Origin of the sequence: Volucribacter psittacicida, assembly GCF_004339025.1 — a bacterium.
Lineage (GTDB): Bacteria > Pseudomonadota > Gammaproteobacteria > Enterobacterales > Pasteurellaceae > Volucribacter > Volucribacter psittacicida.
In genome coordinates, this window is the sequence record NZ_SMFT01000001.1 from 288,386 (window position 1) to 313,107 (window position 24,722).

28 protein-coding genes and 1 other RNA gene are annotated in these 24,722 nt (G+C 36.9%); 19 read left to right on the forward strand and 10 right to left on the reverse strand.

The window, feature by feature from the left end; translation table 11 throughout:
- Positions 1-120: 120 nt before the first annotated feature.
- Positions 121-273, forward strand: a complete 153-nt coding sequence (locus EV694_RS10825; protein WP_165865479.1) for a hypothetical protein — start codon at positions 121-123, stop codon at positions 271-273.
- A 9-nt stretch (positions 274-282) separates the two neighbouring features.
- Here the strand turns inward: EV694_RS10825 and yedF are convergent, their stop codons facing one another.
- The 4 genes from yedF to moeA form a co-directional block, all read right to left on the reverse strand.
- The gene (gene yedF, locus EV694_RS01335) at positions 283-531 is read right to left on the reverse strand and encodes a sulfurtransferase-like selenium metabolism protein YedF (RefSeq protein WP_132688160.1); all 249 of its coding nucleotides are present in this window, start codon (positions 529-531) and stop codon (positions 283-285) included.
- Positions 532-547: 16 nt separating this feature from the next.
- Positions 548-1,741 carry a selenium metabolism membrane protein YedE/FdhT gene (yedE, locus tag EV694_RS01340; protein WP_132688163.1) on the reverse strand — a complete coding sequence of 398 codons (1,194 nt, stop codon included), beginning with the start codon at positions 1,739-1,741 and terminating at the stop codon, positions 548-550.
- Between the two features lie 278 nt (positions 1,742-2,019).
- Complete coding sequence (gene moeB / locus EV694_RS01345; protein ID WP_132688166.1) at positions 2,020-2,748, reverse strand: molybdopterin-synthase adenylyltransferase MoeB; 729 nt, start codon at positions 2,746-2,748, stop codon at positions 2,020-2,022.
- Between the two features lie 4 nt (positions 2,749-2,752).
- Entirely contained in the window at positions 2,753-3,982 is a 1,230-nt protein-coding gene (gene moeA, locus EV694_RS01350) for a molybdopterin molybdotransferase MoeA (protein ID WP_132688169.1), read from the reverse strand.
- Positions 3,983-4,185: 203 nt separating this feature from the next.
- Here moeA and folE point away from each other — a divergent pair, with 203 nt between their 5' ends.
- The gene (gene folE / locus EV694_RS01355) at positions 4,186-4,842 is read left to right on the forward strand and encodes a GTP cyclohydrolase I FolE (RefSeq protein ID WP_132688172.1); all 657 of its coding nucleotides are present in this window, start codon (positions 4,186-4,188) and stop codon (positions 4,840-4,842) included.
- 110 nt (positions 4,843-4,952) lie between these two features.
- Here the strand turns inward: folE and EV694_RS01360 are convergent, their stop codons facing one another.
- Positions 4,953-5,507 carry an NAD(P)H nitroreductase gene (locus EV694_RS01360; RefSeq protein WP_132688175.1) on the reverse strand — a complete coding sequence of 185 codons (555 nt, stop codon included), beginning with the start codon at positions 5,505-5,507 and terminating at the stop codon, positions 4,953-4,955.
- Between the two features lie 211 nt (positions 5,508-5,718).
- Here EV694_RS01360 and sppA point away from each other — a divergent pair, with 211 nt between their 5' ends.
- A complete protein-coding gene (gene sppA, locus EV694_RS01365; protein ID WP_132688178.1) occupies positions 5,719-7,587 on the forward strand; it encodes a signal peptide peptidase SppA in 1,869 nt (622 codons plus the stop codon).
- A gap of 69 nt (positions 7,588-7,656) precedes the next feature.
- Here sppA and minC read toward each other — a convergent pair whose 3' ends face one another.
- On the reverse strand, positions 7,657-8,319 hold the full coding sequence (minC, locus tag EV694_RS01370; protein ID WP_132688181.1) for a septum site-determining protein MinC: 663 nt from the start codon (positions 8,317-8,319) through the stop codon (positions 7,657-7,659).
- A gap of 96 nt (positions 8,320-8,415) precedes the next feature.
- On the opposite strand from minC, the gene EV694_RS01375 reads away from it, so the two are divergent.
- Positions 8,416-8,685, forward strand: a complete 270-nt coding sequence (locus tag EV694_RS01375; RefSeq protein WP_132688184.1) for a YcgL domain-containing protein — start codon at positions 8,416-8,418, stop codon at positions 8,683-8,685.
- A 52-nt stretch (positions 8,686-8,737) separates the two neighbouring features.
- On the opposite strand, the gene EV694_RS01380 is transcribed toward EV694_RS01375, so the two are convergent.
- Positions 8,738-9,055, reverse strand: coding sequence for an HI1450 family dsDNA-mimic protein (locus EV694_RS01380; protein ID WP_132688186.1), 318 nt, complete (start codon positions 9,053-9,055; stop codon positions 8,738-8,740).
- A gap of 251 nt (positions 9,056-9,306) precedes the next feature.
- Here EV694_RS01380 and proQ point away from each other — a divergent pair, with 251 nt between their 5' ends.
- The 5 genes from proQ (at position 9,307) to EV694_RS01405 (ending at position 15,157) form a co-directional block, all read left to right on the forward strand.
- The gene (proQ, locus tag EV694_RS01385; RefSeq protein ID WP_132688189.1) at positions 9,307-9,927 is read left to right on the forward strand and encodes an RNA chaperone ProQ; all 621 of its coding nucleotides are present in this window, start codon (positions 9,307-9,309) and stop codon (positions 9,925-9,927) included.
- A gap of 101 nt (positions 9,928-10,028) precedes the next feature.
- The gene (gene prc / locus EV694_RS01390) at positions 10,029-12,050 is read left to right on the forward strand and encodes a carboxy terminal-processing peptidase (protein WP_132688192.1); all 2,022 of its coding nucleotides are present in this window, start codon (positions 10,029-10,031) and stop codon (positions 12,048-12,050) included.
- 45 nt (positions 12,051-12,095) lie between these two features.
- Complete coding sequence (locus tag EV694_RS01395) at positions 12,096-13,790, forward strand: L,D-transpeptidase family protein (RefSeq protein WP_132688195.1); 1,695 nt, start codon at positions 12,096-12,098, stop codon at positions 13,788-13,790.
- Between the two features lie 89 nt (positions 13,791-13,879).
- Positions 13,880-14,440 (forward strand): peptidoglycan L,D-endopeptidase MepK, encoded by a 561-nt coding sequence (gene mepK, locus EV694_RS01400; protein WP_132688198.1) that lies wholly within the window; start codon positions 13,880-13,882, stop codon positions 14,438-14,440.
- An 81-nt stretch (positions 14,441-14,521) separates the two neighbouring features.
- Entirely contained in the window at positions 14,522-15,157 is a 636-nt protein-coding gene (locus EV694_RS01405; protein ID WP_132688201.1) for an MBL fold metallo-hydrolase, read from the forward strand.
- Between the two features lie 93 nt (positions 15,158-15,250).
- Here EV694_RS01405 and EV694_RS01410 read toward each other — a convergent pair whose 3' ends face one another.
- From EV694_RS01410 to erpA, 3 genes are all read right to left on the reverse strand, one after another.
- Positions 15,251-15,814 (reverse strand): acetate uptake transporter, encoded by a 564-nt coding sequence (locus EV694_RS01410; protein ID WP_132688204.1) that lies wholly within the window; start codon positions 15,812-15,814, stop codon positions 15,251-15,253.
- A 267-nt stretch (positions 15,815-16,081) separates the two neighbouring features.
- Positions 16,082-16,429, reverse strand: coding sequence for a YacL family protein (locus tag EV694_RS01415; RefSeq protein ID WP_132688206.1), 348 nt, complete (start codon positions 16,427-16,429; stop codon positions 16,082-16,084).
- A gap of 17 nt (positions 16,430-16,446) precedes the next feature.
- Positions 16,447-16,788: an iron-sulfur cluster insertion protein ErpA gene (gene erpA / locus EV694_RS01420; RefSeq protein ID WP_132688209.1), complete on the reverse strand. Its 342-nt coding sequence runs from the start codon at positions 16,786-16,788 to the stop codon at positions 16,447-16,449.
- A gap of 224 nt (positions 16,789-17,012) precedes the next feature.
- On the opposite strand from erpA, the gene ssrA reads away from it, so the two are divergent.
- The 10 genes from ssrA to EV694_RS01470 all read left to right on the forward strand — a co-directional run bounded on the left by ssrA (position 17,013) and on the right by EV694_RS01470 (position 24,713).
- Positions 17,013-17,379: a transfer-messenger RNA gene (gene ssrA / locus EV694_RS01425) on the forward strand.
- 186 nt (positions 17,380-17,565) lie between these two features.
- Positions 17,566-18,828 (forward strand): tyrosine-type recombinase/integrase, encoded by a 1,263-nt coding sequence (locus EV694_RS01430; protein WP_132688212.1) that lies wholly within the window; start codon positions 17,566-17,568, stop codon positions 18,826-18,828.
- 1,342 nt (positions 18,829-20,170) lie between these two features.
- The gene (locus EV694_RS01435) at positions 20,171-21,061 is read left to right on the forward strand and encodes a hypothetical protein (protein WP_132688215.1); all 891 of its coding nucleotides are present in this window, start codon (positions 20,171-20,173) and stop codon (positions 21,059-21,061) included.
- 177 nt (positions 21,062-21,238) lie between these two features.
- Positions 21,239-21,445, forward strand: a complete 207-nt coding sequence (locus EV694_RS01440; protein ID WP_132688218.1) for a helix-turn-helix transcriptional regulator — start codon at positions 21,239-21,241, stop codon at positions 21,443-21,445.
- Complete coding sequence (locus EV694_RS01445; protein ID WP_132688221.1) at positions 21,432-21,620, forward strand: helix-turn-helix domain-containing protein; 189 nt, start codon at positions 21,432-21,434, stop codon at positions 21,618-21,620. The genes EV694_RS01440 and EV694_RS01445 overlap by 14 nt, the downstream gene beginning before the upstream one ends.
- Complete coding sequence (locus tag EV694_RS01450; RefSeq protein ID WP_132688224.1) at positions 21,617-21,955, forward strand: hypothetical protein; 339 nt, start codon at positions 21,617-21,619, stop codon at positions 21,953-21,955. Before EV694_RS01445 ends, EV694_RS01450 begins: the two co-directional genes overlap by 4 nt.
- 49 nt (positions 21,956-22,004) lie before the next feature.
- Positions 22,005-22,667 carry a Rha family transcriptional regulator gene (locus EV694_RS01455; protein WP_132688226.1) on the forward strand — a complete coding sequence of 221 codons (663 nt, stop codon included), beginning with the start codon at positions 22,005-22,007 and terminating at the stop codon, positions 22,665-22,667.
- 92 nt (positions 22,668-22,759) lie between these two features.
- Complete coding sequence (locus tag EV694_RS01460) at positions 22,760-23,029, forward strand: hypothetical protein (protein ID WP_132688229.1); 270 nt, start codon at positions 22,760-22,762, stop codon at positions 23,027-23,029.
- A 519-nt stretch (positions 23,030-23,548) separates the two neighbouring features.
- Positions 23,549-24,502, forward strand: a complete 954-nt coding sequence (locus EV694_RS10830; protein ID WP_165865480.1) for a host cell division inhibitor Icd-like protein — start codon at positions 23,549-23,551, stop codon at positions 24,500-24,502.
- Positions 24,495-24,713: a hypothetical protein gene (locus tag EV694_RS01470; RefSeq protein ID WP_132688232.1), complete on the forward strand. Its 219-nt coding sequence runs from the start codon at positions 24,495-24,497 to the stop codon at positions 24,711-24,713. The genes EV694_RS10830 and EV694_RS01470 overlap by 8 nt, the downstream gene beginning before the upstream one ends.
- Positions 24,714-24,722: the final 9 nt, after the last annotated feature.

Consider the following 24,722-nt stretch of genomic DNA (forward strand, 5'->3'; position numbering starts at 1 on the left):
ATTGATCTAACTCAATAAATGATATAGTAAAGCGACGCAATTTTCAATAATAACTCGTCTAACTAACTCATTGAAATTGTTACATAAATGTTAATTAATTTAAATAAGGATAATAGCACTGTGGCAGCACAAAAATTAACAAGAACCCGTTTTATTCAATTATTAATCACATTAGCCATTCTCATTGGTTTAGTGTCTTATCAAACTTATCAATATTTTCAAAAAACAATACCGCAGCCATCTGCGGTATTGGAACAAAATAAAGAAGAGTAAAGGTTATGATTATTTTTGGATTAAGTATCGGATAACAGGACCATTTTGCTCAATACTTAAAAGAGTATAACCATAATTTTTGGCATCAATAGGAATGTTGTTAATCGATTGGGCACAATCACTTAACACCTCTAAGATTTCTCCTTTTTTTAATTGTGGCATGATTTCCAAAGTCGCTATTGCTGGATATGGGCAAGGCTCTCCAAGCATATCTAAACTGTAATCAGGTTCAATCAATGTGTTGTCTTTGTCAGTCATCATTTTCTCCTTTTATTTATGATGATTTCATTTTGTTAGCAAGGAAACGTTTTTCCCACCAAATTACAAGGATTAAGGCGATGATTAATAAAGCATAATTAATAAGCAAGCCGCCAATATTACCAAAGGATTTCAATAAATTGATTTTTTCATAATCAAGTGCAAGTACAGGTGCAAGATCGTCCCAAAGATAAGCTAATAAGGTTGAACCAAAAATATTACCAATGCCTACCCACCAAAAATGAGTTTGCCCTTCAATAGAACGGTAAATCCAACCTGTTTCACAACCGCCTGCTAAAACAATGCCAAAACCAAATAATAAACCACCTAGAATCGCATTAGGTCCAGCCCACATAATTTTAGGTTGCATACCTATTTGAATATAGCTAAAAATACCAATACAACTGATTAGCATACCGTAAATAATGGCTTTAGTAAGATAGGCACGTCCTGTGATCCAAAGATCACGAAAAGCAGAAGTAAAGCAAATTTGTGCACGTTCAATAATTAAGCCAAAGGCTAATCCAAATAACATGGCAAAACCTAATTTGCTAGAAAATTGAAGGACATAAAGAGAGGCTATGAGGTAAAGAATAAAAATGAACATACCTAGCCAAAAACGGCGCTGACTACGTTTTGGATCGGCTTTTTCTATTTTGGCCGCCCCTTTCTTTAATTGTATCGGTAAACGAAATAAGGGAAGTAAACTAAATTTAGCTCCAAAATAAGTGCCTATGGCAGTGGCAAGGGTAAAATACCAAGCGTGTACAGAAAATTGAGGAATACCTGTAAAAAAAGAGGCGAGATTACAGCCCATCGCTAATCTTGCTCCAAAGCCTGCTAATGCACCACCAATTAAGGCTTGCATAATGCGAATAGGGTGGTTTTTTCCACGCCAGCGTACATTATTTGCCCATAAAGCCGCCGCTAAACAGCCCGCAAACATTCCCAAAATCATAACGCCGTCAATACGGGTAAAAATATTACCGTCTAAACCAATGATTTTGTAATATCCCCAATCGGTTACATTTACGCCAAAGGTTTGTAAAATATGCCCACCCCAACGGGTAAATTCGCCTGTTACTGCCCAATAAGTACCTGTTAAACCAAAATAATAGGTAGAAAGTAAACCTGCGGCGACAACTGCAATAATGGGATTCCAAAACTTAATCAGATAATTTTGTTTAAAATTAAGCCAAATTTCTTGCATAAAATTTCCTCTAAACAAGGTTAAATAATGATTAAAACTCGCAAGAAAGGCGAAAATACCTTAGGGTAAGCAGATTGGGTGGGATAATACTCATCTCATTGCTATACACAAACTTGCGATATATAAATGGATTGAGTGCATATAGTAGCGAAAAATTAAGCAAAATTAAAGTATAGTCATTCCACTTTAAACTAATACGGCGTTGGTACGCCTTGCCGTACTATTTGTACTGTCTTCGGCGTACCGCCTTGTCTTATTTTAAATTGAAATGACTATAATTATCTCTGAACAGGAATAACAATTTCTTTAAATTGCATTCTCATACCATCAATTAATAATAAACGTCCAACTAAATTTTTGCCAATATTTAACCGTACTTTAATGGCTTCAAGCGCTTGAATTGTGCCGACAATACCTACTATAGGCGCGAGTACGCCATTCTCTACGCAACTTAATGGGCTTTCGCCAAATAAACGGCTAAGATCTTGGTAAGTGGGTGTATGAGGTTGATAAGTGAAAACGGACACTTGTCCTTCCATGCGAATAGCGGCACCAGAGATTAATGGGGTTTTGTGCTGTTGGCAACAGCGATCCAATAATCGGCGACTATCAAGGTTGTCGGTACAATCTAATACCACATCAACTTGGCAAATTAATGCGAGTAACTCTTGCTCATTGAGATGGCGGTTAATGGTATGTACATTTAAATGGGGATTTAATGCCATAAGGCTTTGTTTTGCGGAATCAACTTTTGCCATATTGATTCGGCTATCATTATGTAACACTTGACGCTGTAAATTAGACAAAGACACTTTATCAAAATCAAGTAAGATAAGTGTACCCACCCCAGCGGTAGCTAAATATTGGCTAGCGGCACAACCTAATCCCCCTAATCCAACAATTAACATTTGACTTGTTTTTAGCTGTTCTTGCCCAGCAAAATCAATGGCGGGCAAAATAATTTGCCGATTATAGCGTAATTCTTCTTGCTCAGATAAAATGCTCATTATGCTAACCTAATAATTCATCAAAAGGTTCAATCGTCACTTGTTCTCCCGCATTCACATTGCCTCGTTCTTGCTCTAACACAATAAAGCAGTTACTGGCAATAAAGGCACTAAAAATATGCGAACCTTGAAAGCCAACAGGTTTTACTTGTAAATGACCTTGTTCATCAAGCCAATAAAAACCTCGCTGAAAATCTAATCGTCCTGCACTTTTTTTCAAAGGGGTAGCCGCATTGGCAATAAGTTTAGGGCGTGCTTGCCATTGGGTATGCCCCGTTAATTTGGCAATAATGGGTTGAACTAATTGATAAAAGGTTACTAAAGCGGAAACAGGATTTCCGGGTAATCCGCAAAACCAAGCCTGTGGTAATTGCCCAAAAGCAAAAGGTTTTCCTGGTTTTATAGCGAGTTTCCAGAAGTTGATTTTTCCGATCTTCTCTAAAACCTCTTTGGTAAAATCCGCTTCGCCAACGGAGACGCCGCCGCTTGTAATAACTAAATCCGCTTGTTGTTGTGCCTGTATAAAGGCTTGTTCAAATAGGGTAGGGTCATCGGGCAAAATACCACAATCGATGATTTCACATCCCATTTTATTTAACATTAATTTGATACAAAAACGGTTAGTATCATAAATTTGTCCTGTTTGCAGGGGCTGTCCAACAGGCACTAATTCATCGCCCGTAGATAAAATCGCGACTTTTAAACGGCGATACACCTTAACATGGCTAATGCCTAAGGAGGCGAGTAAAGGTAATGAAAGGGCGGTCAGTTTTTCGCCTTTTTTTAAAGCAATTTGCCCTTGTTGTAAATCTTCACCACAACGACGGAGATTTTCATTTAAGCGAGGAATTTGTTTAAAACGAATGCTGCCATCAGGATTTTGCTCGGTATCCTCTTGCATCACAACCGCATCGGTGCATGGAGGAAGCATTGCGCCGGTCATAATACGAATGGTACTATGTGCTTGCCATTCTCCTTGAAAAGGATTACCCGCAAAGGATTTTCCAGCAAGAGGTAAACAATCGGTATCACTTAAATCCGCTAAACGTACCGCATAACCATCCATTGCTGAATTATCAAAGGCAGGGACATTTATAGGCGAAAGAATATCTTCAGCACAAATGCGATTTTGTGCTTGAGTAATATTGATACACTCTGTGGCAAGGGTATCTACATTAGGCAGTTGTTGTTCAATGAAGTGTAGCGCTTGTGATAATGACAGTAATGTATTCATAATAGCAATAATCCACATAATTGATTTAAATTGGGGAAATTATAGCATAGTATAGTTTGCTTTTGATTTAGCTATTTTTTGTTATTTTGGGCGATAATCTATTAGATTATTAAACATTTTCATCTTAATTTATTAACATTCTCATTTTATTATTTCGCTTTACTTTGCTAGAATAAGTGACTTAGATTTTTTAGGAGCAAAATATGGCACAGATTTCACCAGAAGCATTAAAAGTTAGACAGGCTTTACTTGATAAGGGGATAGAAACCCCAATGATTGACTTAACCAAAGACAAGGATCAGCGTCGTGGTGAAATTGAACATCACATGCGTGAAGTGATGCATCTCATAGGCTTAGATTTAACGGATGACAGCTTAGAAGAAACTCCTAAGCGTATCGCTAAAATGTTTATTGATGAAATTTTTAGCGGTTTAGATTATACCAACTTTCCTAAAATTACCAATATCCAAAATCGTATGCAAGTGAGCGAAATGGTGTTGGTTAATGATGTCACCTTGACAAGCACCTGTGAACATCATTTTGTTACTATTGATGGGCTAGTTTCTGTGGCATATTATCCTAAAAATTGGGTTATTGGTTTATCCAAAATTAATCGCATTATTAGTTTCTTTGCTCAACGTCCACAAGTGCAAGAACGTTTTACTGAACAGGTTTTATTGGCGTTTCAAACCATTTTAGAAACAGAAGACGTTGCCGTTTATGTAAAAGCCACTCATTTTTGTGTGAAATGCCGTGGTATTAAAGACAGCAATAGTTACACCGTAACATCTGCATTTGGTGGGGTATTTTTAAATGACCGAGAAACAAGAAAAGAATTTTTAACGGCAATTAATCGTTAAGAATTGAGAGTAAGTGATTCAGGGAGAAATTTATCGTCGTTTCAATTCCGAAGACAGTGCGAGAGTACGGCGAGGCAAGCCAACGCCGTACTCTTTATAAAGTGGAACTATTATAAATAGCTAATAAATTCTTTAACATCAAGGGCTTTTATTTCTCGTTCGCTTTTCTCTTGCTCCGTTCCCACTAACATTAATGCCACTATTTTATCTTGTTCTTGACAACCAAAGGCCTGACGTAATGCCTCCGCATCAATCCAAGGCCCTGTTACCCAAACATTCGCAAAGCCTTGTGCATTTGCTGCAAGTTGTAAAGCATAAGTGGCGCAACCCGCCGTCAACATTTGCTCCCAACCCGGTACTTTCTTAACGGTATGATCAATTTTTGCCACGACAGCAATAATCATTGGGGCTTTATCCGCAAAAGATTCGGCTTTTTTTATGCGTTCTTCGCCAAGCTCTAATTCCACAACCGCCTGTTTTAACAAGTTAACCAATTTAGCTAAGCCCTCTTTTTCAATAACAACAAAACGATAAGGACGTAATTTGCCATGATCAGGAACGTGTAAAGCAGCTTGAAACATATTTTCCAGCTGTTCGGCATTGGGTGCAGGTGCTATTAATTTTTTTTCAGAACGTCGTGTGGTTAATAATGTTAATAAATCCATAAATATCCTCATAAATGATGTTCATTGTGAAAGAGATTATATAATATTCAACGCTGAATATCTTGTATTATCTTTTATGTTAGAAAAGTGCGGTCTATTTTTCATTTATTTTTTCATAGGTTTCCCATAAGATTTCTTCCGCAATATTTAGGTTTTATGATAAAGTGGCAAACCTTTACATTAGCATACTCATTTGACAAAAGGACATTCTATGAAATTTATCCTTTCGATCATCAAATTCTGTTGGAAAACCTTAAATCTTATTCGCGATTGTGTGATGAATTTAATTTTTCTACTTTTTGTGGTGGTCTTTTTTAGCGTTATTGGCATTCTTAGCCAATTTAACAAAGATCCTGAGCCTTTAATTGGTGAACAAGGGGCATTGGTCTTAAATATTGAAGGTTATTTAGCGGATAACCGAGAGCAAGATAGTTGGCAAAATTTACTTAAAGCCGCCAATAATCAAGCTGTTCCACGTCAATATTCTATTTTTGATTTGTCTTATGCCATTCAACAGGCGTCTCAAGATGAAAGAATTAAAGGGTTAGTGCTAGATTTAAGTTATTTTGAGGGCGGAGATTTGCCTGCTATTAACTATCTTGGCGAAACAATTAAGGCGTTCAAACAACAAAATAAGCCAGTCATTGCCGTAGCGGATTATTATGGGCAGTCGCAATATTTGCTCGCCAGCTATGCGGATAAAATTTATATGAATAAGGCTGGGCAAGTGGATATTCATGGCTTTGCTATGCAAAATCTCTATTTCAAGTCCTTATTGGATAAATTGGAGGTTACGCCTCATGTTTTTCGGGTAGGTACTTATAAATCTGCGGTAGAGCCTTTTTTACGGGATAATATGTCTGAAGAAGCCAGAAAAAATACGACCCAATGGCTAACACAAATGTGGCAAAGTTATCAACATAAGGTCGCCGAAAATCGCCATATTGACATAAAAGAAGTTTTACCTGAACCAAAACGTTTTATTGCGGAATTAACGGCATTAAAAGGCGACTTAACCGCCTATAGTGTAAAACGTCAATTAATTTCTCAATTAGTTACCCCATTTGAGTTTCAGCAAGAAATGGTTAAGTTATTTGGTTATGGGGCGAATGAAAGTTATCAGCACATTGATTATGATCGTTATTTACAGAGCTTACCTGATCCCTTTGTTGCTAATAGTGAGCAAAAAATCGCAGTGGTTAATGTAGAGGGAGCCATTATTGATGGCGAAAGTGATGAGAGTTCAGTCGGGGGCGATACGATTGCGAGATTATTGCGTCAAGCTCGTGAGGATAGCGATATTAAAGCGGTCATTTTGCGAGTAAATAGCCCGGGCGGAAGTGCTTTCGCCTCAGAAATTATTCGCCAAGGCGTTGATGATTTACAAAATGCAGGAAAGCCAGTGGTGGTATCTATGGGGGCAATGGCAGCATCGGGAGGATATTGGATCGCCAGTACCTCAGATTATATTATCGCTGATCCAAATACGCTAACAGGCTCGATTGGGATTTTTGCAATGTTCCCTACCTTTGAAAATAGTATTAAAAAAATAGGAGTTTATGGCGATGAAGTTGCCGTTTCGCCGCTTAGCCAAGGTAGTTTAATTACGCCACTTTCTGATGAAGTCAAAGACGTTATCCAATTAAATATTGAAAATGGCTATGATAAATTTTTATCCCTTGTCAGCCAAGGGCGGGGCTTAAGCAAAGAAGAAGTGGATAAGCTGGCACAGGGGCAAGTTTGGCTTGGCACAGATGCTTATCGTTATAAATTGGTTGATGAATTAGGTACATTTTATCAAGCAATATTAAAAGCGGTAGAGTTAGTGAGAGAAAAACACCCCAATGAAGAACAAGAAGCCTTGAGCTTAGAATGGTTAGTGGAAGAACAAGGATTATTCGATAAATTATTCAAAGATGTTGATCGTCATATAAAAACCCATATTGGACAGGCTATTTTTGAGTTTGTAGGTATCAAACCTTCCTATATTCAACCGATAAAGTCGCCATTAGGACTAAGCCAATTTAATGATCCTAAAGGACAATATTTATATTGCTTAAATTGTAATGTTAGTCAATAAGGGGCTATTTAGTGTGATTTTTCCTCCTGAGAATATCTAAGTTTAACTTAGGAGGAAATTCATAGATATTTAGAATGTTTTTAATACTAACTTCTCTTTATCAGGGGCAATCATAACGGCTTTTTGCCAATATTCAAGGGGGATATGCTGTTGATAAAGGGAACGTTGACATACAGAGATAAATTCAGCTTCAAGGGATTGTACATATAATAATCCTTGATGATGATTCACCCCCGCCATAGCTCGTCCTTGTAATTTACCATAAATATGGATATTGCCTTCTGCGGCGACTTCAGCACCTTGGCTAACATCGCCATTAATAATTAAATCGCTATTTTTTGCATAAACAACCTCGCCCGCCTGGAGATTACCGTAGATAATTTTAGGTGGGAGGTAGCCATATTCAGGTAAAATGTCATCAAATTGTTGGCTTTTGCCTAAAGTGGGTAGATTAGCGGTAAGTATAAGTTCTTTTTCTAGGCTATTTTGCCAATCACTGACCCCAATAAGATGGATATTAAATTGTTGCAATAGGGTTTTGAGGGCATTGAGATCGACCTTGTGTAGGCTGGGGGTAAATTTTAAGATAACAGGGACATTTTGGAAAAAGTGCGGTGATTTTTTTACTTTTTTAGTTAATGCTCGCTTAATGACGGTTAAATTATTGCTGTTTAGGGTAATAAAAATTGAGGAGAAATGCCCTGTTTTGAGTTCAATTACATCTTTTGCCATAATCTTTCCATTCTTTGGTTAGCCTGTTTTTTATATTAGAGAATTCGGGTAAAATCATCAATAAAATTTTGTTGAAATTGAGAGAAGGAAAGAGAGATGCTTTGTGCTATTTATAAAAGCCGTAAAAAAGTCGGCAGTTATTTATATTTACCCGCAAAAGCAAAATTTGATGGAGTACCTGAAGGTTTATTAAGTCATTTTGGTCAGCCAGAATTGGTGATGATCTTTAATTTAGCGGGAAAGAAATCTTTGGCACAAGCAGATAATCAGCAAGTTCAACAACAGATTGAGCAACAAGGGTATTATTTACAGTTAAGTCAACCCGAAGAAAATTTGTTGGAAACTCATCGTCGTTCTACCTTATAGTTATTCCCATTTAAAATAATACGGCGTTGATACATCTCGCCGTATTTTCTATTTATTGTTTCCAAATAACGTGAAACTCTCGATTTTCGGCTTGATGAGAAATTAAGAATTTTGCAAAAACATCGTCCATAATATCTTGTTCATTAACTAAGCCGATCCAGACTTCAATATATTGTTCGGGATCGATCAAGATTCCCACTTCCATATCCCAATTATCCGCAGTTTCCACCACTTCCACCGCTCCTCGTTGTTCAAATTGTAAGTTAAATAGCAAAATATCAGCAGGATCAAGGTGTTCTGGAGCCATTTCAAGAAAGATATCATAAGCTAAGTCAATGGCGACATCTGGATTAAGTGGTTCGTTCATCATTTTATACTCTTATAAATTAAAAGAGGTTAATTATAAATATTCGCACTTTTTTGTGCAATCTATAATGCTTCTACTTTAAAAATGATGTGACGCCGTTCTATCTTGTCTGTTTAAATGATATTTTCTTAATAAAATTTGAGGATTTATATGGATTATCATTGTCAAATCAGGCGAAATTAAGCTAAACTAGCCGACAATTATTGTCTTTAACAACATTCATTGTAATCAACATATTTATTTTAGGAAAAATCATGGCAGAAGTTCAAAAACTGACAAATAACAAAGAAATTATTGCCTATTTAGCGGAAAAATTTCCGCTTTGCTTTTGTGTAGAAGGAGAGGCAAGACCGCTAAAAGTAGGTATCTTTCAAGATTTAGCGGAAGCATTGAAAGATGATGAGAAAGTCAGTAAAACTCAATTACGTCAAGCATTACGTCAATATACCTCTAACTGGCGTTATTTACATGGTTGTCGTCAAGGGGCGCAACGTGTAGATTTAGCGGGTAATGATTGTGGTGAATTAGAACAACAACACGTAGAGCACGCCGCTCAGCAATTACAGCAAGCGAAAGAAAAATTAGCTCAACGTAGAGCGGAACAGCGTAAAGCTGATGAGCCTAAAGAGAGAAAAAATTTACGTCGTACAAAATCAAAAGACAACAAGTTTACCCAACCAAGAAGAACGCAAAAACCACAATTTAATTTAACCCCTGTTAATATGCTTGAGCTACAAAAAGACAGTCAGGTTAAAGTAAAAGCGGGGCAGCGTTGGCAAAATGCTAAGGTGCTTGATGTGATGAAAGATTCAGCGAGAGTTGAGTTGGATAATGGTTTAGTGATTAATGTTACCGCTGATCGCTTGTTTACATAGATTTTACATAATATTATGTTGAAAAATTAACAGAAAACATCACATAAGTGAAATGACTTATGCGATGTTTTTTTCATCTTAACTTAAAAGGATTCTGTTAAATGCAATTCAGTATATACAAAAAAGTGTCGTTTATCTCGTTGATAATGGGCTTTTTACTGTTGGCAAGTGTTTCTATTCATGCCGTTGAGCCTACGATTAAATTATCCGATATTCAATTACCGCAACTAAGTAATGAGAATAGTTTAGCAACGAAACGTGCGACCACCAGATTAGTCCAATCACATTACCGAAAATTTGCTTTAAATGATGAATTTTCGCAAAAAGTTTTTGATCGTTATTTAAATATGTTGGATTTTAATCATAATACTTTTTTGCAATCTGATGTGGATCAAATGCGAGCGGAATATGCGGATAAACTTGATGATGCCCTTAATGAGGGAAATTTAAGTATTGTCTTTGATATGTATCAACGTATGGTAGAACGCCGTTATGAACGCTATCGTTATGCTTTATCTCTATTAGATAAGCGACCTGATTTAACAGGAAATGATGTTATTGAGATTGATCGTGAAAAAGCACCTTGGCCAAAAACGCAACAGGAAGCCGATGAACTTTGGTTACAACGTGTAAAAAATGATGTGATTACCTTATCTTTAAAAGATAAAAAATGGCCTGAAATTAAGAAAACCTTAACGAAGCGTTATAACCTTGCGATTCGTCGCTTAACGCAAACTAAAGCAGATGATATTACGCAATTATTTTTAAATGCCTTTGCTCGAGAAATTGATCCACATACGAGCTACCTTGCTCCAAGAACCGCGAAAAATTTTAATGAAGATATGAATTTATCCTTAGAAGGTATTGGAGCAACCTTACAGGCTGAAGATGATGAAATTACCATTAAGTCCCTTGTACCAGGATCGCCCGCTGAACGGAGCAAAAAATTATCTTCTGGCGATAAAATTATTGGTGTAGGACAAGAAAAGGGCGAAATTGAAGATGTGGTTGGTTGGCGTTTAGATGATGTCGTGGATAAAATTAAAGGTAAAAAAGGAACGAAAGTACGTTTAGAAATTGAGCCAGCTAAAGGGGGAAGACCGAGAGTCGTTACCTTAGTAAGAGATAAAATTCGTATTGAAGATCGTGCAGCTAAATTGACGATTTCTCATATTGATGGGCAAGCCATTGCTAGCATCAAAATTCCTGGTTTTTATTTAGGATTAACTGATGATGTGCGTAAATTATTAACGGAAATGCAAGGCAAAGAGGTCAAAGCCTTAGTCATTGATTTACGTGAAAATGGTGGTGGTGCATTAAACGAGGCGGTTGAATTAACAGGATTATTTATTAGTGATGGACCTGTGGTACAAGTGAGAGATGCCTTTGGGCGTATCCGTGTGCATGAAGATCCTGATGCTAAACAAGTTTATACAGGACCTTTAGTGGTAATGATTAATCGCTTTAGTGCCTCTGCTTCAGAAATCTTTGCAGCGGCAATTCAAGATTATAATCGGGGAATTATTATTGGTCAAAATACCTTTGGTAAAGGTACGGTACAGCAAAGTCGTTCATTAAATTTTGTGTATGATTTAAATCAAAATCCTTTGGGGTTTTTACAATATACTATCCAGAAATTTTACCGAATTAATGGTGGAAGTACCCAATTAAAAGGGGTTGCTCCAGATATTAAATTCCCTGAACTTATTGATATGCAAGAATATGGCGAGGATAAGGAAGATAACGCTTTACCTTGGGATAAATTACCTTCCGCCAATTATTCAGAAGCTGGTAAGGCAAGACAATGGTTAAATCAACTTGAGCAAAATCATCAAGCACGTATTGCCAAAGATCCTGAGTTTATCGCTTTAGCAGGGGATTTAGCGGTGCGTAATGAAAGGAGAGAGCGTAAGTATCTTTCGCTAAATTTAAAAGAGCGTAAAGCGGAAAATGACAAAGATGATGCAAGACGTTTGAAAAATCTGAATGAACGTTTTGCTCGAGAAGGAAAGAAAAAAATTAAAAATCTTGATGCTTTGCCAAAAGATTATGAAGCACCTGATTTCTTCTTAACCGAAGCAGAGAAGATTGCAGCAGATCTTAGCAAATTATCACAACAATAATATTAAGGGCAAATTTTGCCCTTTTGTCGTTTAGAGGAACTTATTATGTTAATAAAAAAATCGGTACATTTTACCAAGTTGGCGTTATTAGGCTATGGATTATCCAGCCTTTATGTACAAGCCAATCAAACAGTTTCATCACAATCGGAGAATGCTAAACAGCCTATTATTGAACAAGTTGATTTAGCCCAACAGATTGCTGAACAAACAGATGTTGAATTGATACAGCAGCAAACTCAGCAAAAAATCGCTGAATTGGTGGGACAATATTCATTACAGTTTGAACCCTTATTAACTAAAATTTATTCTGAAAATGGGTTTACCCCTTTATGGCAAGATCAAAAAGCCCTTAAACAATTTTTACGGGAATATAGTGCGTTGGTACTCAGTGGCGTATCAAAAAAATCAGCAGCGAGTTTGGAGGCTATTGCCAGTGCAGAGCCTAATAGCCTTGCTTATGATCTGCTAGTGACAGATGCGTTTTTAGATTATATGTATTATTCTCATCATTTATTAAAATCCGCCCAACAATGGTTATATAGTCCAAATGCTTATCGAGCAAAAGCGCCACAAGAACAACAGGTTGAGGCTTGGTTAAGTGCGGTCAAAAATGGCGATAATTTTACCTTTGTCCAATCACTTTCTTCAAATAATCATTTATATCAACAAACCTTAGATTATTTAGCCGAACAGCTTGCTCAACAATCTTTTGAGCAAACGGAAAAACATTTGGAAATTAGCAGTACTTTACGTCCAGGCACAAATTCGCCTGAAGTCGCAGTTTTAATAAAAATGCTTAAAGGAAAACATTTATTACCTGCCCAAACCCCCGAGCAAAATGATTATAGTCCAGAGATTGTTGCGGCGGTAAAAAATTTGCAGGAAAAAAATGGACTAACCCCTGATGGGATTGTGGGCAACGCCACTCGTATGGTATTAAATAATCCAACGGGTAAAGCCTTATTATATAAACTTGCTATTAATGCTCAGCGTTTGAAAGTGCTTCCTGATTTTCAAAATGGTTTATTTGTGAATGTGCCAAGTTATCAATTACAATATTATCGTGACGGCGAGTTAGCCTTAACCTCAAGGGTTATTGTAGGCACGAATGCTCGCAAAACCCCTGTAATGTATAGTGAATTAAGTAATCTTGTGGTTAATCCGCCTTGGAATGCACCTGTAAGATTAATTAATGAAGATATTATTCCTAAAGTGCGTCAAGATCCAAGTTATATTTACCGTAATGGCTATACCATTATTGATAGCAAAGGGCGTAGCATTGATCCTTATACCATTGATTGGGAAAATATGACGTCAAAAAACTTCCCTTATCGTTTACGTCAAAGACCTGGCGATGACAGTGCTTTAGGACGTTATAAATTTAATATGCCAAGTTCTGATGCCATTTATTTGCATGATACGCCTCGCAAGGATTTATTTTCCCGTAAAAATCGTGCATTAAGTTCAGGTTGTGTGCGTGTTGAAAAATCTGATGAATTGGCGACAATGTTATTGAATGAAGCAGGTTGGAATGAAACAAGAAAACAAAATGCCTTAGCAAGCAAACAAACGACTTCTGTACCGATTAAAGGAAAACATCCTGTCTATTTATATTATGTTACCGCTTGGGTTGATAAACATCAGGTGCATCAACTACCTGATATTTATCATTATGATACAACACCAAACCTAAATAATATAAATTGGTCGGTAATTAGTAAGTTTTTGTTGGAAAACTAGGCAAATTTAAGTAGAATAAAAAACCTGTTATTATAACTTTTTCATTTAAAAGTGCGGTTCGTTTTTTTACTTTTTAATAGATATTATTTATGAATGAAATTAATCATCATCGCCGTAAATGGCTCTCCCTTGGCGGTATTGTTTTAGGGGCAACATTATTACCTAATACCTTATTTGCTTCTGTTTCTACAGCAAAACCTCGTATCCTAAAATTTAGGAACGTGAATACAGGAGATCGATTAAGTTTAGATTTTGTTGCAGGCAAAGGGTTTTCTAGTGCGAATTTAAAAAAACTAGATTATTTAATGCGTGATCGTCGCACTAACCAAGTGCATAAAATGGATGTGAATTTGTTTAGTAAATTGCATCGAATTCATCGCCAAATTGGTGTACCTAATGCAGAAATTCTCATTATTTGCGGTTATAGAGCGCCAGCAACGAATGCGAAAATGCACCAACGTAGCCGTGGGGTTGCCAGCAATAGTTATCACACCAGAGGACAAGCCATTGATTTTCGTTTGCAAGGTGTAAGCCTAGCCAAAGTAAAGCAAGTTGCTGAAAGCCTAAAAAATGGTGGCGTAGGTTATTATCCAAAAAGTAATTTTATTCATATTGATACGGGGCCAGTGCGTACTTGGCGAGGAAGTTAAAAAAATTAAAATTTAGACCGCACTTATTTGTTTAGCCGTTTACTGAAAATAAACGGCTATTTTATATCTCAAGGAGGTATTATGAATTTAGAAATCATTCCTGTTACAGCTTTTCAGCAAAATTGTTCATTAATTTGGGATCAAGATAAGAATGCCGCCATCATTGATCCAGGCGGTGAAGCAGAGAAATTAATTCATCGTATTGAAGAGCTAGGCTTAAATTTGACGAAAATATTATTAACCCATGGGCATCTCGATCATGTAGGCGCAGCTGTGCAATTAAAACAGCATTTTGGGGTACAAATTATTGGTTCAAATTATCAAGATAAATTATTATTCGCCACTTTACCACAACAATCACAACGTTTTGGCGTTGAGGAAATTGAGGCTTTTCAGCCAGATCAATGGTTAGCTGGTGAAGGGGAAACCTTATCCCTAGGCGAATTTCAATTTGAGGTTTTACATTTACCAGGACATAGCCCAGGGCATATTGGTTTTATTGAACACCAAAAAAACATCGCTTTCACTGGTGATGTATTATTTAAAAATAGTATAGGTCGTACTGATTTACCCGGTGGAGATTATGATACGCTAATACATAGTATTCATAACAAACTGCTCCCTTTAAATGATGAAATGATCATTATTCCAGGGCATGGTGCTTATACCACCTTAGGGGCAGAAAAGCGTAGCAATCCTTTCTTAAAAAAAGAATAATCGTTTCCATTAAAAAAACTAGGCACAAGGTAAGTTTGCAAATAAAAATACCGAGTATCAGAATACTCGGTATTTTTTCAATCTCTAAATAATTTATTTTGGTTCACCAATAGGTAATATGGTTTTACCATAAGCCTCATTTAAGATTTCCGCAGTGGCTAAATAGAAAGCACATAATGCGGTTAATAATCCCAAATAGCCACCAATATTGACAATACTATGGTTACCTGTGGCATCACCAATGGCTAAGGCATAAAAGGTCAAGGTTAAACAGAAGAAAATCGCTTGTAATGCTTTCGCTTTTTTCAGTGTTGCTAAGAACATCATAAGGGTAAAGGTTCCCCAAGCGGTTAAATACCAAGCGATAAAGGTTGCTGGTGTTTCACCTTTGAAAAAGACAATAAATAATGCCCAAGACCACCAAAAAGCCCCATAGCTATTAAAAGCAGTAAAACCAAAAGTATTACCTTTTTTAAACTCAAACATACCTGCAATCATTTGAGCGGTACCGCCAAAAGCAAACGCCATCGCAATGACTAAACCTAAGCTCTTGCTATCAAAAATACCCGCATTCACTAAACATAATAACCAAGTGGTTAATGCAAAGCCACAAAGACCTAATGGACCAGGATTGGCATATTGATTTGTTGTTGACATAAATTTTCCTTTAAGAAGTTAGAAAGGCGCTAATATACACTTAAGCAGGATTAAGGCTCAATATAAAGATAGGCTATTTTAAGAATATTTTGGATATATTTCTTAAGTTAATATAAGTTTTTACTATATAGCTTTATCACTTTAAAGAAGCCAAGCATATAGTCGTTTCCAATTTAAAATGAGACAAGGCGGTACGCCGAAGACAGTATAAGTAGTACGGCGAGGCGTACCAACGCTGTATCATTTTTAAAGTGGGACGACTATAGATTAAAACGTAATATAGGCTTCCAATAATTTTATAAAGTCTTCTAAACCACAAATGGCGACTGATTCTGAATCATAATAATGAAAATCTTGCTCTAATTGTTCAAGATCCTGCTGTTCAGTGGCTAAACAATTCGCTTGGCAAATGACCTGCTGGTGATCAATATACAAACTATATTCTTTGCCGATAATTTTCTGTGTTTTTATTTTATAAGTGGGAACAAGTTGTGCAAGAATTTGTTGAGCAAGTGCTGTATTCATTTCTATATTTAGCCAATGGGCAAAAGCCTCATGTTCCATAGAACATTTTACTGAGGTTTGTCCAAGATATTGGCTAAATTGAAAATCCATATAAAAAATTTAAATGATTAGATACTGAATGATGAGCCACACCCACAGGTTGTTGTTGCATTTGGGTTGGTTACCACAAATCTTGAACCTTCTAAGCCCTCGGTATAATCTACTGTACCGCCAATCAAATATTGTAAGCTCATTGGATCTATCACTAATTGCACACCCGATTTTTCAATAGTCAGATCTCCCTCATTGACTTTTTCATCAAAGGTAAAACCATATTGAAAACCGCTACAACCTCCACCTGTGATATAAACACGCAATTTTAACGCATCATTTTCTTCTTCGCTGATTAAGGATTTCACTTTATTTGCCGCTGCATCAGTAAAGGTTAATGGCACCACAACATCACTCATTTATCTTCCCCAGTTAAATTAAAAATATTCGGCTATTATCTAATAACCAACTAAAGCATTCAAGTTTTTATTAGTTATCAATAATAGAAAAGGTTATAATTAGATTTAAATGTTATCTCCATATTATGTTACAACATAAAACAACTATTTTACGTTTATAATAATAACTAATATATTTCATACTTTTATTTACCATTAAAATTTGTTACAATTTAGCATTAATTGGGGCTGATTTTGGATTCGACGGGATTAGCGAAGCCCAAGGTGCATGTCGAGGTGCGGTAGGCCTCGTAAATAAACCGCAAAAAAATAGTCGCAAACGACGAACAATACGCTTTAGCAGCTTAATAACCTGCTCATAGCCTTCTCTCCCTAGCTTTCTCTCGTAAGACGGGGATCAAGAGGAGTCAAACCCAAACGAGATCGCGTGGACGCCGCCGCTTGAGGATCGAAACGTTAAATAAAATCAAGCTAGCTTATTTATCGCGTGTCTGTCTGCAGTGAGTAAGTGAAATTAAAGACGAGACTAAACATGTAGTACTGAAGGTAGAGGAATTTCGGACGGGGGTTCAACTCCCCCCAGCTCCACCAGAAACATAAATCAAACAAATGCAAATTGACGCATAAAGCCTTGTAGCGTAAGCCTTCAAGGCTTTTTTATTAACTCAAATTAAATCAAACAAACGCATACTAATGCAGTATTTATGGACTATGGTATGGACTATGAACTAAACTAGTCAAAATTTCATAGTCCATAAACCATAAAAAGGGGGCGTTATGCCTAGAAAATCCAACGCATTAAACAATACACAAGTAGAGAGGGCTAAGCCTGCTGATAGTCCATTAAATGACGGTGATGGACTATATTTATATGTTGAGAAGAAAAACCATAGTCCAAAGATGACAAAAATATGGCGGTTTAGGTATATCAAACCCTTTTCACAATCTCGCACTTGGATCACCATTGGCACATATCCAGAAATCACACTAAAGCAAGCCAGAGAGATAAAGAGCCAATATAGAGCATTATTAATTCAAGGTATCGATCCGAATATTCAGCGACAACAAGAGAAATTAGCCAAAACAAGGGCATTGCGTTCAACGTTTAGACGTGTTGCGGAAGATTGGTTTAAGGACAGGCAAACAAGGGCTAATTTTTCAGCTGATTATGCCAAAGATGTATGGCGACTTGTCGAGCGTTATTTGTTGCCAGCCTTTGGCGATATGCCTATATCTGAAATAACCGCAAGTATGGCGATTAAGGCATTTAAACCAATACAAGCAAGGGGGACACTAGAAACCTTAAAGCGGACTATTCAAAAACTTAATGAAATTATGACCTATGCTAAACATCACGATTTGATTATAGATAATCGTATGGCTGAATTATCTAAAGCCTTTGATAGTCCAACAGTACAACATATGAAAACGATCAGACCTGAAGACCTTGGGGAATTTCTAATGACGCTGGCCAATGCTCAGATTCATATCCAAACAAGGCTACTTATTCAATGGCAATTACTCACATTGACAAGGCCAGCGGAAGCTGCTTCCGCTAAATTTGAAGATATAGACGAGAGTAAAAAGATATGGCGGGTAATGGTTAAAAAGGGGATTAAAGAGGATAACAGCGGTAGAGTTCATCTAATACCATTAAGCAGGCAAGCGATAGCAGTATTGCGAGAAATTAAGAAAATAAACAAGGGGCGAACGTATTTATTTCCAAGTATTAAAGATCCTAGCAAGCATTGCAATACTCAAACCGCTAACGCCGCTATTAAGCGTATGGGCTATCAAGGTAAGTTAGTGGCTCACGGCTTGCGAAGTATTGCTAGCACCGCATTAAATGAACAAGGATTTAACAAGGATTATATTGAAGTGGCTTTGTCGCATATGGATAAAGACAAGGTTAGAGCAGCGTATAATCACGCTTTATATTTAGAACAAAGGGCTAAAATGTTGCAATGGTGGGGAGATTTTGTAGAGCAGGCGAGCAATCAAACCCTGCCTAAATTTCATTTAAAGCTGGTTAATGGCTAACTTCTTTTTTTATAACAAAAAGAAATTAAATTACTATTGTTACTTATTTTTCATCGAGCAAAACTTTTTTTGTGGAAAAAACTTAACTTCTTAACTTCTTAACTTTTTTGGGTGTAACCATATGAATTTAATAATAAAAAATTGAGTAGTGTTAAAATTGTTTCTTAACCCATTCTTAACTTCTTAACCGAAAATCTTAACCTTTTGATTAATGATTAATCTATTTTATTTGTTTTAGTACGGAAAATAATCAAGTTAATATATAACTATATTGAATATATAATTAATGATATGGGGCTAGTTTAAAATAAAATGTAAAAAGGTACTCCCAAGGGGATACCCTTATTCCACGGGGTTGGGGCTCGCGGTTTTTGGCAGTTTTTTGCTTTTCTGGCCATCATCATCATTGGCTTGCTCAAGCGTATTTTTCGCTGAATATACTTATTTTATTAGCTTTTGCTTGGTTGAGGTGGCGGAAAAAGATGATGGTAGATGTTGATGGTTATCAGATTTAAATTATAAGCAGTGGCAAAATAGTCTTATTATGTAATGTAAGTACATTGCAATGCTAAAAATAGCGATGAAAGTATAAAAAGCAAACAGCTTTTTGGATCGTATAATATAAAAATTTTTAAGGGGAGGGGCGGGTAAAAAGTTCGGTCAAAACGCCCAGAATACCGCCCACGGAACACTATTTTATCGCTATTCCAGTTTTTTATAGGATTTTTTATGGTAACTGCTACAGAATAAGGCATTAAAAAAACTGAGTATTTATATTGAGAGAAAGCTAATAAAGATAGATAAAGAGCTAAAAAAGGGGCAGATTAGGGTCCGTATTGATGAGCTAGCTTATAATTTGTATCAATATCTATTCAACTTCCGCCAGTGGTGGAAGTTAGAAAAATATAGGTAGTTTAACCCTGATCCAATAAAGCTATTTTTAAGCCTAAAGCCTGATATATCAATGGTTAAGGCGTTGATCCAATATAGCAACTTTCCCCAAGTGGACAATCCCTATTTAGGGAAATAAATTCAATCGTGGTTATATGACCACAACTAAATCAACTATTTCCATTTTGGAAATAACCACTTTTCAATATTAAGCCTTAAAAGCGAACTGTTTTGATACCGAAACGGTTGATCCCTAAAACACTGTTTATTTAACCAGTAAAAATCGCTTTACCTTTAATCAAATTAATGTAGAATAAATCACACTAAAGCAAAATAGAATAATCCGAATTAGTGCAACTAGGTAAGGACTAATTACCCTTGCCGAAAAGATAAAACCCCTATTTTATCCTGTTGCACGCTCACTAATAGGGGTAGGCGTAGGGGCGTTTTTATGGTTAGATCAAGAGCTTATTATAATTCATTGCCTGAATGTTCGATTATTGATTATGAAATAATACCATTGCCAGAAGCGGCTTTATTATGGTGCGGTATTAAATTTGAAGATTTAGCATATGATGTAAAAATATTGCAACACCTTTCTGAAAGTATATACAGGCACCCTTATATACCTTGCCTTGAAAAGAAAACGAGAGTATTAAATCAAGCCGTCAATAGTGGCAGGCTAAGAGCGGTTAGAGAACATGGAAGAGGTGGCGAAGATGGGGATCACGTTGCATATTTAAGACGACATTTTTGGATTAGTGATTTAAAGCAATTTATCGCTGATAATTATCCTAATGATCGCCCTAAAACTATATTTAATGATGATGAGTTAAAAGCGATTATAGATCTTCCAGAATATAAAAGAATGAGCAATGAATATCAAAAAATTCTAGCTGAAAATACTAATATTCAAACAAAAATAAATACGTTAGAAACAAATTTAGCAAACAAAGATAGCGTTATTAGAGATCAAGAATTGGCGATACAATCTTTAGCTATTCAATTGCAACAAGCAAAAACAGCTCAAAATGACGCAGAAGAAAGATTAACTTTTGCTAGAGATTGTTACGCAAAACAAAGAAATACAATCAAACAGTTAGAGAATAAACTAGAAAATACGAGCGAAATAAGTATTAATAATATTTTGTATTTGTTAGGCGAAATGCTATCAGTTGTTACAAAATCCGACCCTAAAAAATGGACGCAGTCATCAATTATAGACAAAATACTAACTAACAGAATGAATTTACCCGTAAAAGGGTTAGAACAAAGGAAAATAGAAGAGTATTTTTCACTAGCCAACAAAACAATAAAATCTCAACAAATAAACGCCGAATAAGGCGTTTTTTTATATCCTAAATTCAACAAATCTATTTATAAATCAGTAAGATAATTTCGCAGCCGAAAATTTATTTTCGCGTGCGATGATTTCATTTATTTACTTCTACATAATCCCCAACACGTCAAGACGTAATCAGACGTAAACCAAAACAAACCAACCAACAAGGGGAAAATAATGACAGAGCAAGTAGAAAGACGCTTAACCATTAAAGAATTACGAGAGTTAGGCAATGTATCGCATACATTTATCTATCGTGAAATAAAAGCGGGGCGACTCGCACAGCCTGAAAAATGGGGGCGCAGCTCACGTTGGAAAGAAAGCGATGTTAAAGCGTGGCTAGCTAAATTTGATAATCAAGGGGGCGACAATGGGCAACATTAATCAATATTACAGCAAGAGAGAATTAGCCCAGCTTTTAGCGGTAAGCACAGCCACCATCGATCGCTATGTGAGAGATGGCAAGTTGAAAAAGACCAAATTAGGCTTTGCTACTCGATTTAGTGAAAAAGATGTACAAGCCTTTTTAAGTGAACAAGAGAAAGGAGCACCCCAATGACAACCCAAACAAAACCCCTTACCCGTAAAGGAAAAGTTATTACTGCCCTGCTTAGCCACCCTAATGGAATTAGCGGGCGTGAGATTGATATGAACTATTTTATTAATAGCGGACGTAATGAAGTAGCGGAATTGGAAAGCAAGCATAACATCGCCCTGATTAAAACCCAGTCCACCACTCAAAGCGAGCTAGGGCAATACACGATTTACCGCCTAGCCAGCCGAGAAGAAGCTATTAAGGCGATAACCCTATTAAACAGGGAGCGAGTAAAACGGGATTTAGGCTTGATGACCGAGCAAGAGCAACAAGCCTATTTAGCGAATTTTAAGGCGTGATTTTGGTGGCTCAAATTTGAGCCGTCAAATAAAACAAGAGGAAAGAACGATGATGAAAGAAAACTTTAATGGGGCGGTTTTCCCTAAATTATTTAACAAAGAAATGACCGCACTAACCGACAGCTTAAAAGTGGCGAGTTACTTTGGCAAGCGACACGGCAATTTATTACGGATTTTAAATAATTTAGGTTGTTCAAAAGAATTTAGCCAACTCAATTTTAAGGCGGCTAAATACATTGATGAACAAGGCAAAAAGCGCCCAATGTATTTAATGACCCAAGATGGTTTTACTTTGCTTGTGATGGGTTTTACTGGCAAGAAAGCGATGCAGTTTAAAGAAGCCTACATTAACGAGTTTAATCATATGAGAAAGTGGATTAGCTCAAGGGCGAATTTAAAACAAGACCAACAACGGCTAAATGATGCCATTAAGGCAAGTTTAGAACGACAAGGCAAAGACGACCCGCACGCCTATAGCCGTGAAAATAACCTTATTTATTGCGTTGCTTTGGGCGTAGGTAAAAAGAAATGGCTAACCGCAAGGGGCTATCCAAAAGACGCGGATATACGCCAATTTTTAACCGAACCAGAACTAAAACGAGTAGATGAATTGTTATCCGAAAACGCCGTTATGATAAAGCTCGGGCTAAATTATTCCTTGCGTAAAACATTGTTACAGAAAACGGCGTTACAGGGCTTTCCTCAAAATTGAGGAGACCAGGGCAAAAGGTAGTAAAACCTTAATAGCTAACTTAATAGCTAACTTAAAACCTGAAAAAACCTGAAGAACGGAGACAAAAAGAAATGAAATGCCGTATCGCTAAACAGCGACTACTTAGCCAAGCGATTGAGCATTATCTCAATAAACGCACGCTATTTCACTTTATGAGCCTTTATGACGATAACGAACCCTACCCCTTAGGTGAAGTGGTTTTATTGCTTAGCGAGCGACTAGAGAGCTTTAAGCGTGATTGTGAGCAATATCCTAATAATGAAAGTTATCAAATGGCGATATTACAAGCTGAAAAGCAATTAAAGCGACTGATTAAATTTCATCAGTTAGCCATTAAATAACCCTAAGATGGAAGATGGCAAATGTTGAAAATTTGAGCTCGCCAAAACGGGTGAGCGCAAATAACGAGCAATCCACCATTAAGCCAATAAACAAAGGGCATTGAACTTGTCAAAACTTGTCATCTAAATGTTGATATTTATTGACAAGATAACCGCAATTTAAAGAGTTTTCGGAGCAGTACGCGCGTGCGCGCGAGAGGAAATGCGCCGAAATATTAAACCATAACCACAATAAGGATAGAAATGAACAATAAAACCACCTTGCAACAATTCGACCAAGTAAAGGGCAATATCGCCCCTTACAAGATATCGAGATTTTGCAGATTTTGCAGTCCTTAAAAAAGGGGGTGCAAAAATTTCACTACTGGATTTTCTCCACCTATGAACTTTTTTCACTAGTGAACCTTTAACGACTGCTAAAAATAACCGTCCATCTGCTCAATTTGAACAGACGGCAAGCCAAAAAAAAAGAGTACCCCAAACGGGATACTCGCTTATCTAAAACATAGGAATAAAATTATGAAACCTAGCAATAATACCACAATTTACACAAAAAAGGCTTTACAACAAAACGGCTTTAAGGCTATATTATTTACGCAATCGAAAAAAACGATTGCCGAGCCTGGAAACTCGAACGATAAACTTGTGGCGAATAGCACGCCGAAAGCGTGTTTTTTTATTCGTAATTTTCGCTCATTTAAAGAAAGCGATATGCAATATTGCACATCGGTATTTCTCTCAATGGTAGCGTATAGCGGGAAAGGTTTTGCCCTTTGCTGTGTTCCACAAGTCGCAGTTTTCCAGCCCGTTATACGTTACCGCCCACAAGTCTGGAAACTTCAAGCGGTAACTTCACTTAAATTATTTACTTGTGGAGTAAACGCAATGATTTATCAATTTTTAGGCGTATCACGCCAGCACTATGACCCAACCCAAGCCGAACAAATCCGCATATTAGCGGAAAGCGAAAATCAAGCCAGAGCCTATTTAGCTCGTAATTATGTGCTTATCCTATTAGGACGCTTGCCAAATTCTGCCAAAAATGACCGCACTTTAATCATATCCCCTTGCCAAACCCAACAAAATAATGGCAAAATAGCCCCGCACTTTGAAAAAGAAAGTGCCAGCCGTGAGAAGCTGAATATACACAAGGCGAACAGCACGCCAAATAAACACCGTGCTTTTTTTGTTCGTGATTTTCGCACACCTAAAGAAAATAACCGATCCAATTTTGGATGGGTAGCATATCATTCTATGATGGCGTGTAGTGGGCAATCCTTGCGATTGGCTGGCTTTCCTTGTGTTCCAGTTTCTCACCCTGCTACACGCTATCGCCAAACCGTGAGAAGTTTAGCGATAGCCTTTGAACAATTCACACAAGGACTATTAGCAATGAAAACTTTCACAAAACCGACCGCACTTCTAACCCCTATTGCCTTAATTCAAGCCGTAAAAGGGGGGATTTATGCGTAATTTAAACCAAAACACACAAACCACCACATTAACCGCTGAAGAAGTCAAAACCTTAAAAGACGCACGCCAAGCCCTATGGCAAGCCTATGCCATTATTAACATAATGAGCCAATCTAATTATGATGAGCCAATGGATTACGCCGTAGCCCTTGAGGGCGTAAGCAAATTAATGCTTGATAATCTATGCCATTTAAGCGATATGAATATTTAAGGGGGCAAT

Excerpts from the sequence above, each read along its gene's own strand:
- moeA (WP_132688169.1), bottom strand. The coding sequence starts at position 3,982 with ATGAATACATTACTGTCATTATCACAAGCGCTACACTTCATTGAACAA.
- EV694_RS01410 (WP_132688204.1), bottom strand. The coding sequence starts at position 15,814 with ATGTCAACAACAAATCAATATGCCAATCCTGGTCCATTAGGTCTTTGT.
- proQ (WP_132688189.1), top strand. The coding sequence starts at position 9,307 with ATGGCAGAAGTTCAAAAACTGACAAATAACAAAGAAATTATTGCCTAT.
- moeB (WP_132688166.1), bottom strand. The coding sequence starts at position 2,748 with ATGAGCATTTTATCTGAGCAAGAAGAATTACGCTATAATCGGCAAATT.
- EV694_RS01375 (WP_132688184.1), top strand. The coding sequence starts at position 8,416 with ATGCTTTGTGCTATTTATAAAAGCCGTAAAAAAGTCGGCAGTTATTTA.
- EV694_RS01450 (WP_132688224.1), top strand. The coding sequence starts at position 21,617 with ATGACAACCCAAACAAAACCCCTTACCCGTAAAGGAAAAGTTATTACT.
- minC (WP_132688181.1), bottom strand. The coding sequence starts at position 8,319 with ATGGCAAAAGATGTAATTGAACTCAAAACAGGGCATTTCTCCTCAATT.
- yedE (WP_132688163.1), bottom strand. The coding sequence starts at position 1,741 with ATGCAAGAAATTTGGCTTAATTTTAAACAAAATTATCTGATTAAGTTT.
- EV694_RS01460 (WP_132688229.1), top strand. The coding sequence starts at position 22,760 with ATGAAATGCCGTATCGCTAAACAGCGACTACTTAGCCAAGCGATTGAG.
- EV694_RS01430 (WP_132688212.1), top strand. The coding sequence starts at position 17,566 with ATGCCTAGAAAATCCAACGCATTAAACAATACACAAGTAGAGAGGGCT.
- mepK (WP_132688198.1), top strand. The coding sequence starts at position 13,880 with ATGAATGAAATTAATCATCATCGCCGTAAATGGCTCTCCCTTGGCGGT.
- EV694_RS01445 (WP_132688221.1), top strand. The coding sequence starts at position 21,432 with ATGGGCAACATTAATCAATATTACAGCAAGAGAGAATTAGCCCAGCTT.
- EV694_RS01360 (WP_132688175.1), bottom strand. The coding sequence starts at position 5,507 with ATGGATTTATTAACATTATTAACCACACGACGTTCTGAAAAAAAATTA.
- EV694_RS01455 (WP_132688226.1), top strand. The coding sequence starts at position 22,005 with ATGATGAAAGAAAACTTTAATGGGGCGGTTTTCCCTAAATTATTTAAC.
- EV694_RS01470 (WP_132688232.1), top strand. The coding sequence starts at position 24,495 with ATGCGTAATTTAAACCAAAACACACAAACCACCACATTAACCGCTGAA.
- sppA (WP_132688178.1), top strand. The coding sequence starts at position 5,719 with ATGAAATTTATCCTTTCGATCATCAAATTCTGTTGGAAAACCTTAAAT.
- EV694_RS01440 (WP_132688218.1), top strand. The coding sequence starts at position 21,239 with ATGACAGAGCAAGTAGAAAGACGCTTAACCATTAAAGAATTACGAGAG.
- erpA (WP_132688209.1), bottom strand. The coding sequence starts at position 16,788 with ATGAGTGATGTTGTGGTGCCATTAACCTTTACTGATGCAGCGGCAAAT.
- EV694_RS01405 (WP_132688201.1), top strand. The coding sequence starts at position 14,522 with ATGAATTTAGAAATCATTCCTGTTACAGCTTTTCAGCAAAATTGTTCA.
- EV694_RS01395 (WP_132688195.1), top strand. The coding sequence starts at position 12,096 with ATGTTAATAAAAAAATCGGTACATTTTACCAAGTTGGCGTTATTAGGC.
- prc (WP_132688192.1), top strand. The coding sequence starts at position 10,029 with ATGCAATTCAGTATATACAAAAAAGTGTCGTTTATCTCGTTGATAATG.
- folE (WP_132688172.1), top strand. The coding sequence starts at position 4,186 with ATGGCACAGATTTCACCAGAAGCATTAAAAGTTAGACAGGCTTTACTT.
- yedF (WP_132688160.1), bottom strand. The coding sequence starts at position 531 with ATGACTGACAAAGACAACACATTGATTGAACCTGATTACAGTTTAGAT.
- EV694_RS01435 (WP_132688215.1), top strand. The coding sequence starts at position 20,171 with ATGGTTAGATCAAGAGCTTATTATAATTCATTGCCTGAATGTTCGATT.
- EV694_RS01380 (WP_132688186.1), bottom strand. The coding sequence starts at position 9,055 with ATGATGAACGAACCACTTAATCCAGATGTCGCCATTGACTTAGCTTAT.
- EV694_RS10830 (WP_165865480.1), top strand. The coding sequence starts at position 23,549 with ATGAAACCTAGCAATAATACCACAATTTACACAAAAAAGGCTTTACAA.
- EV694_RS01415 (WP_132688206.1), bottom strand. The coding sequence starts at position 16,429 with ATGGATTTTCAATTTAGCCAATATCTTGGACAAACCTCAGTAAAATGT.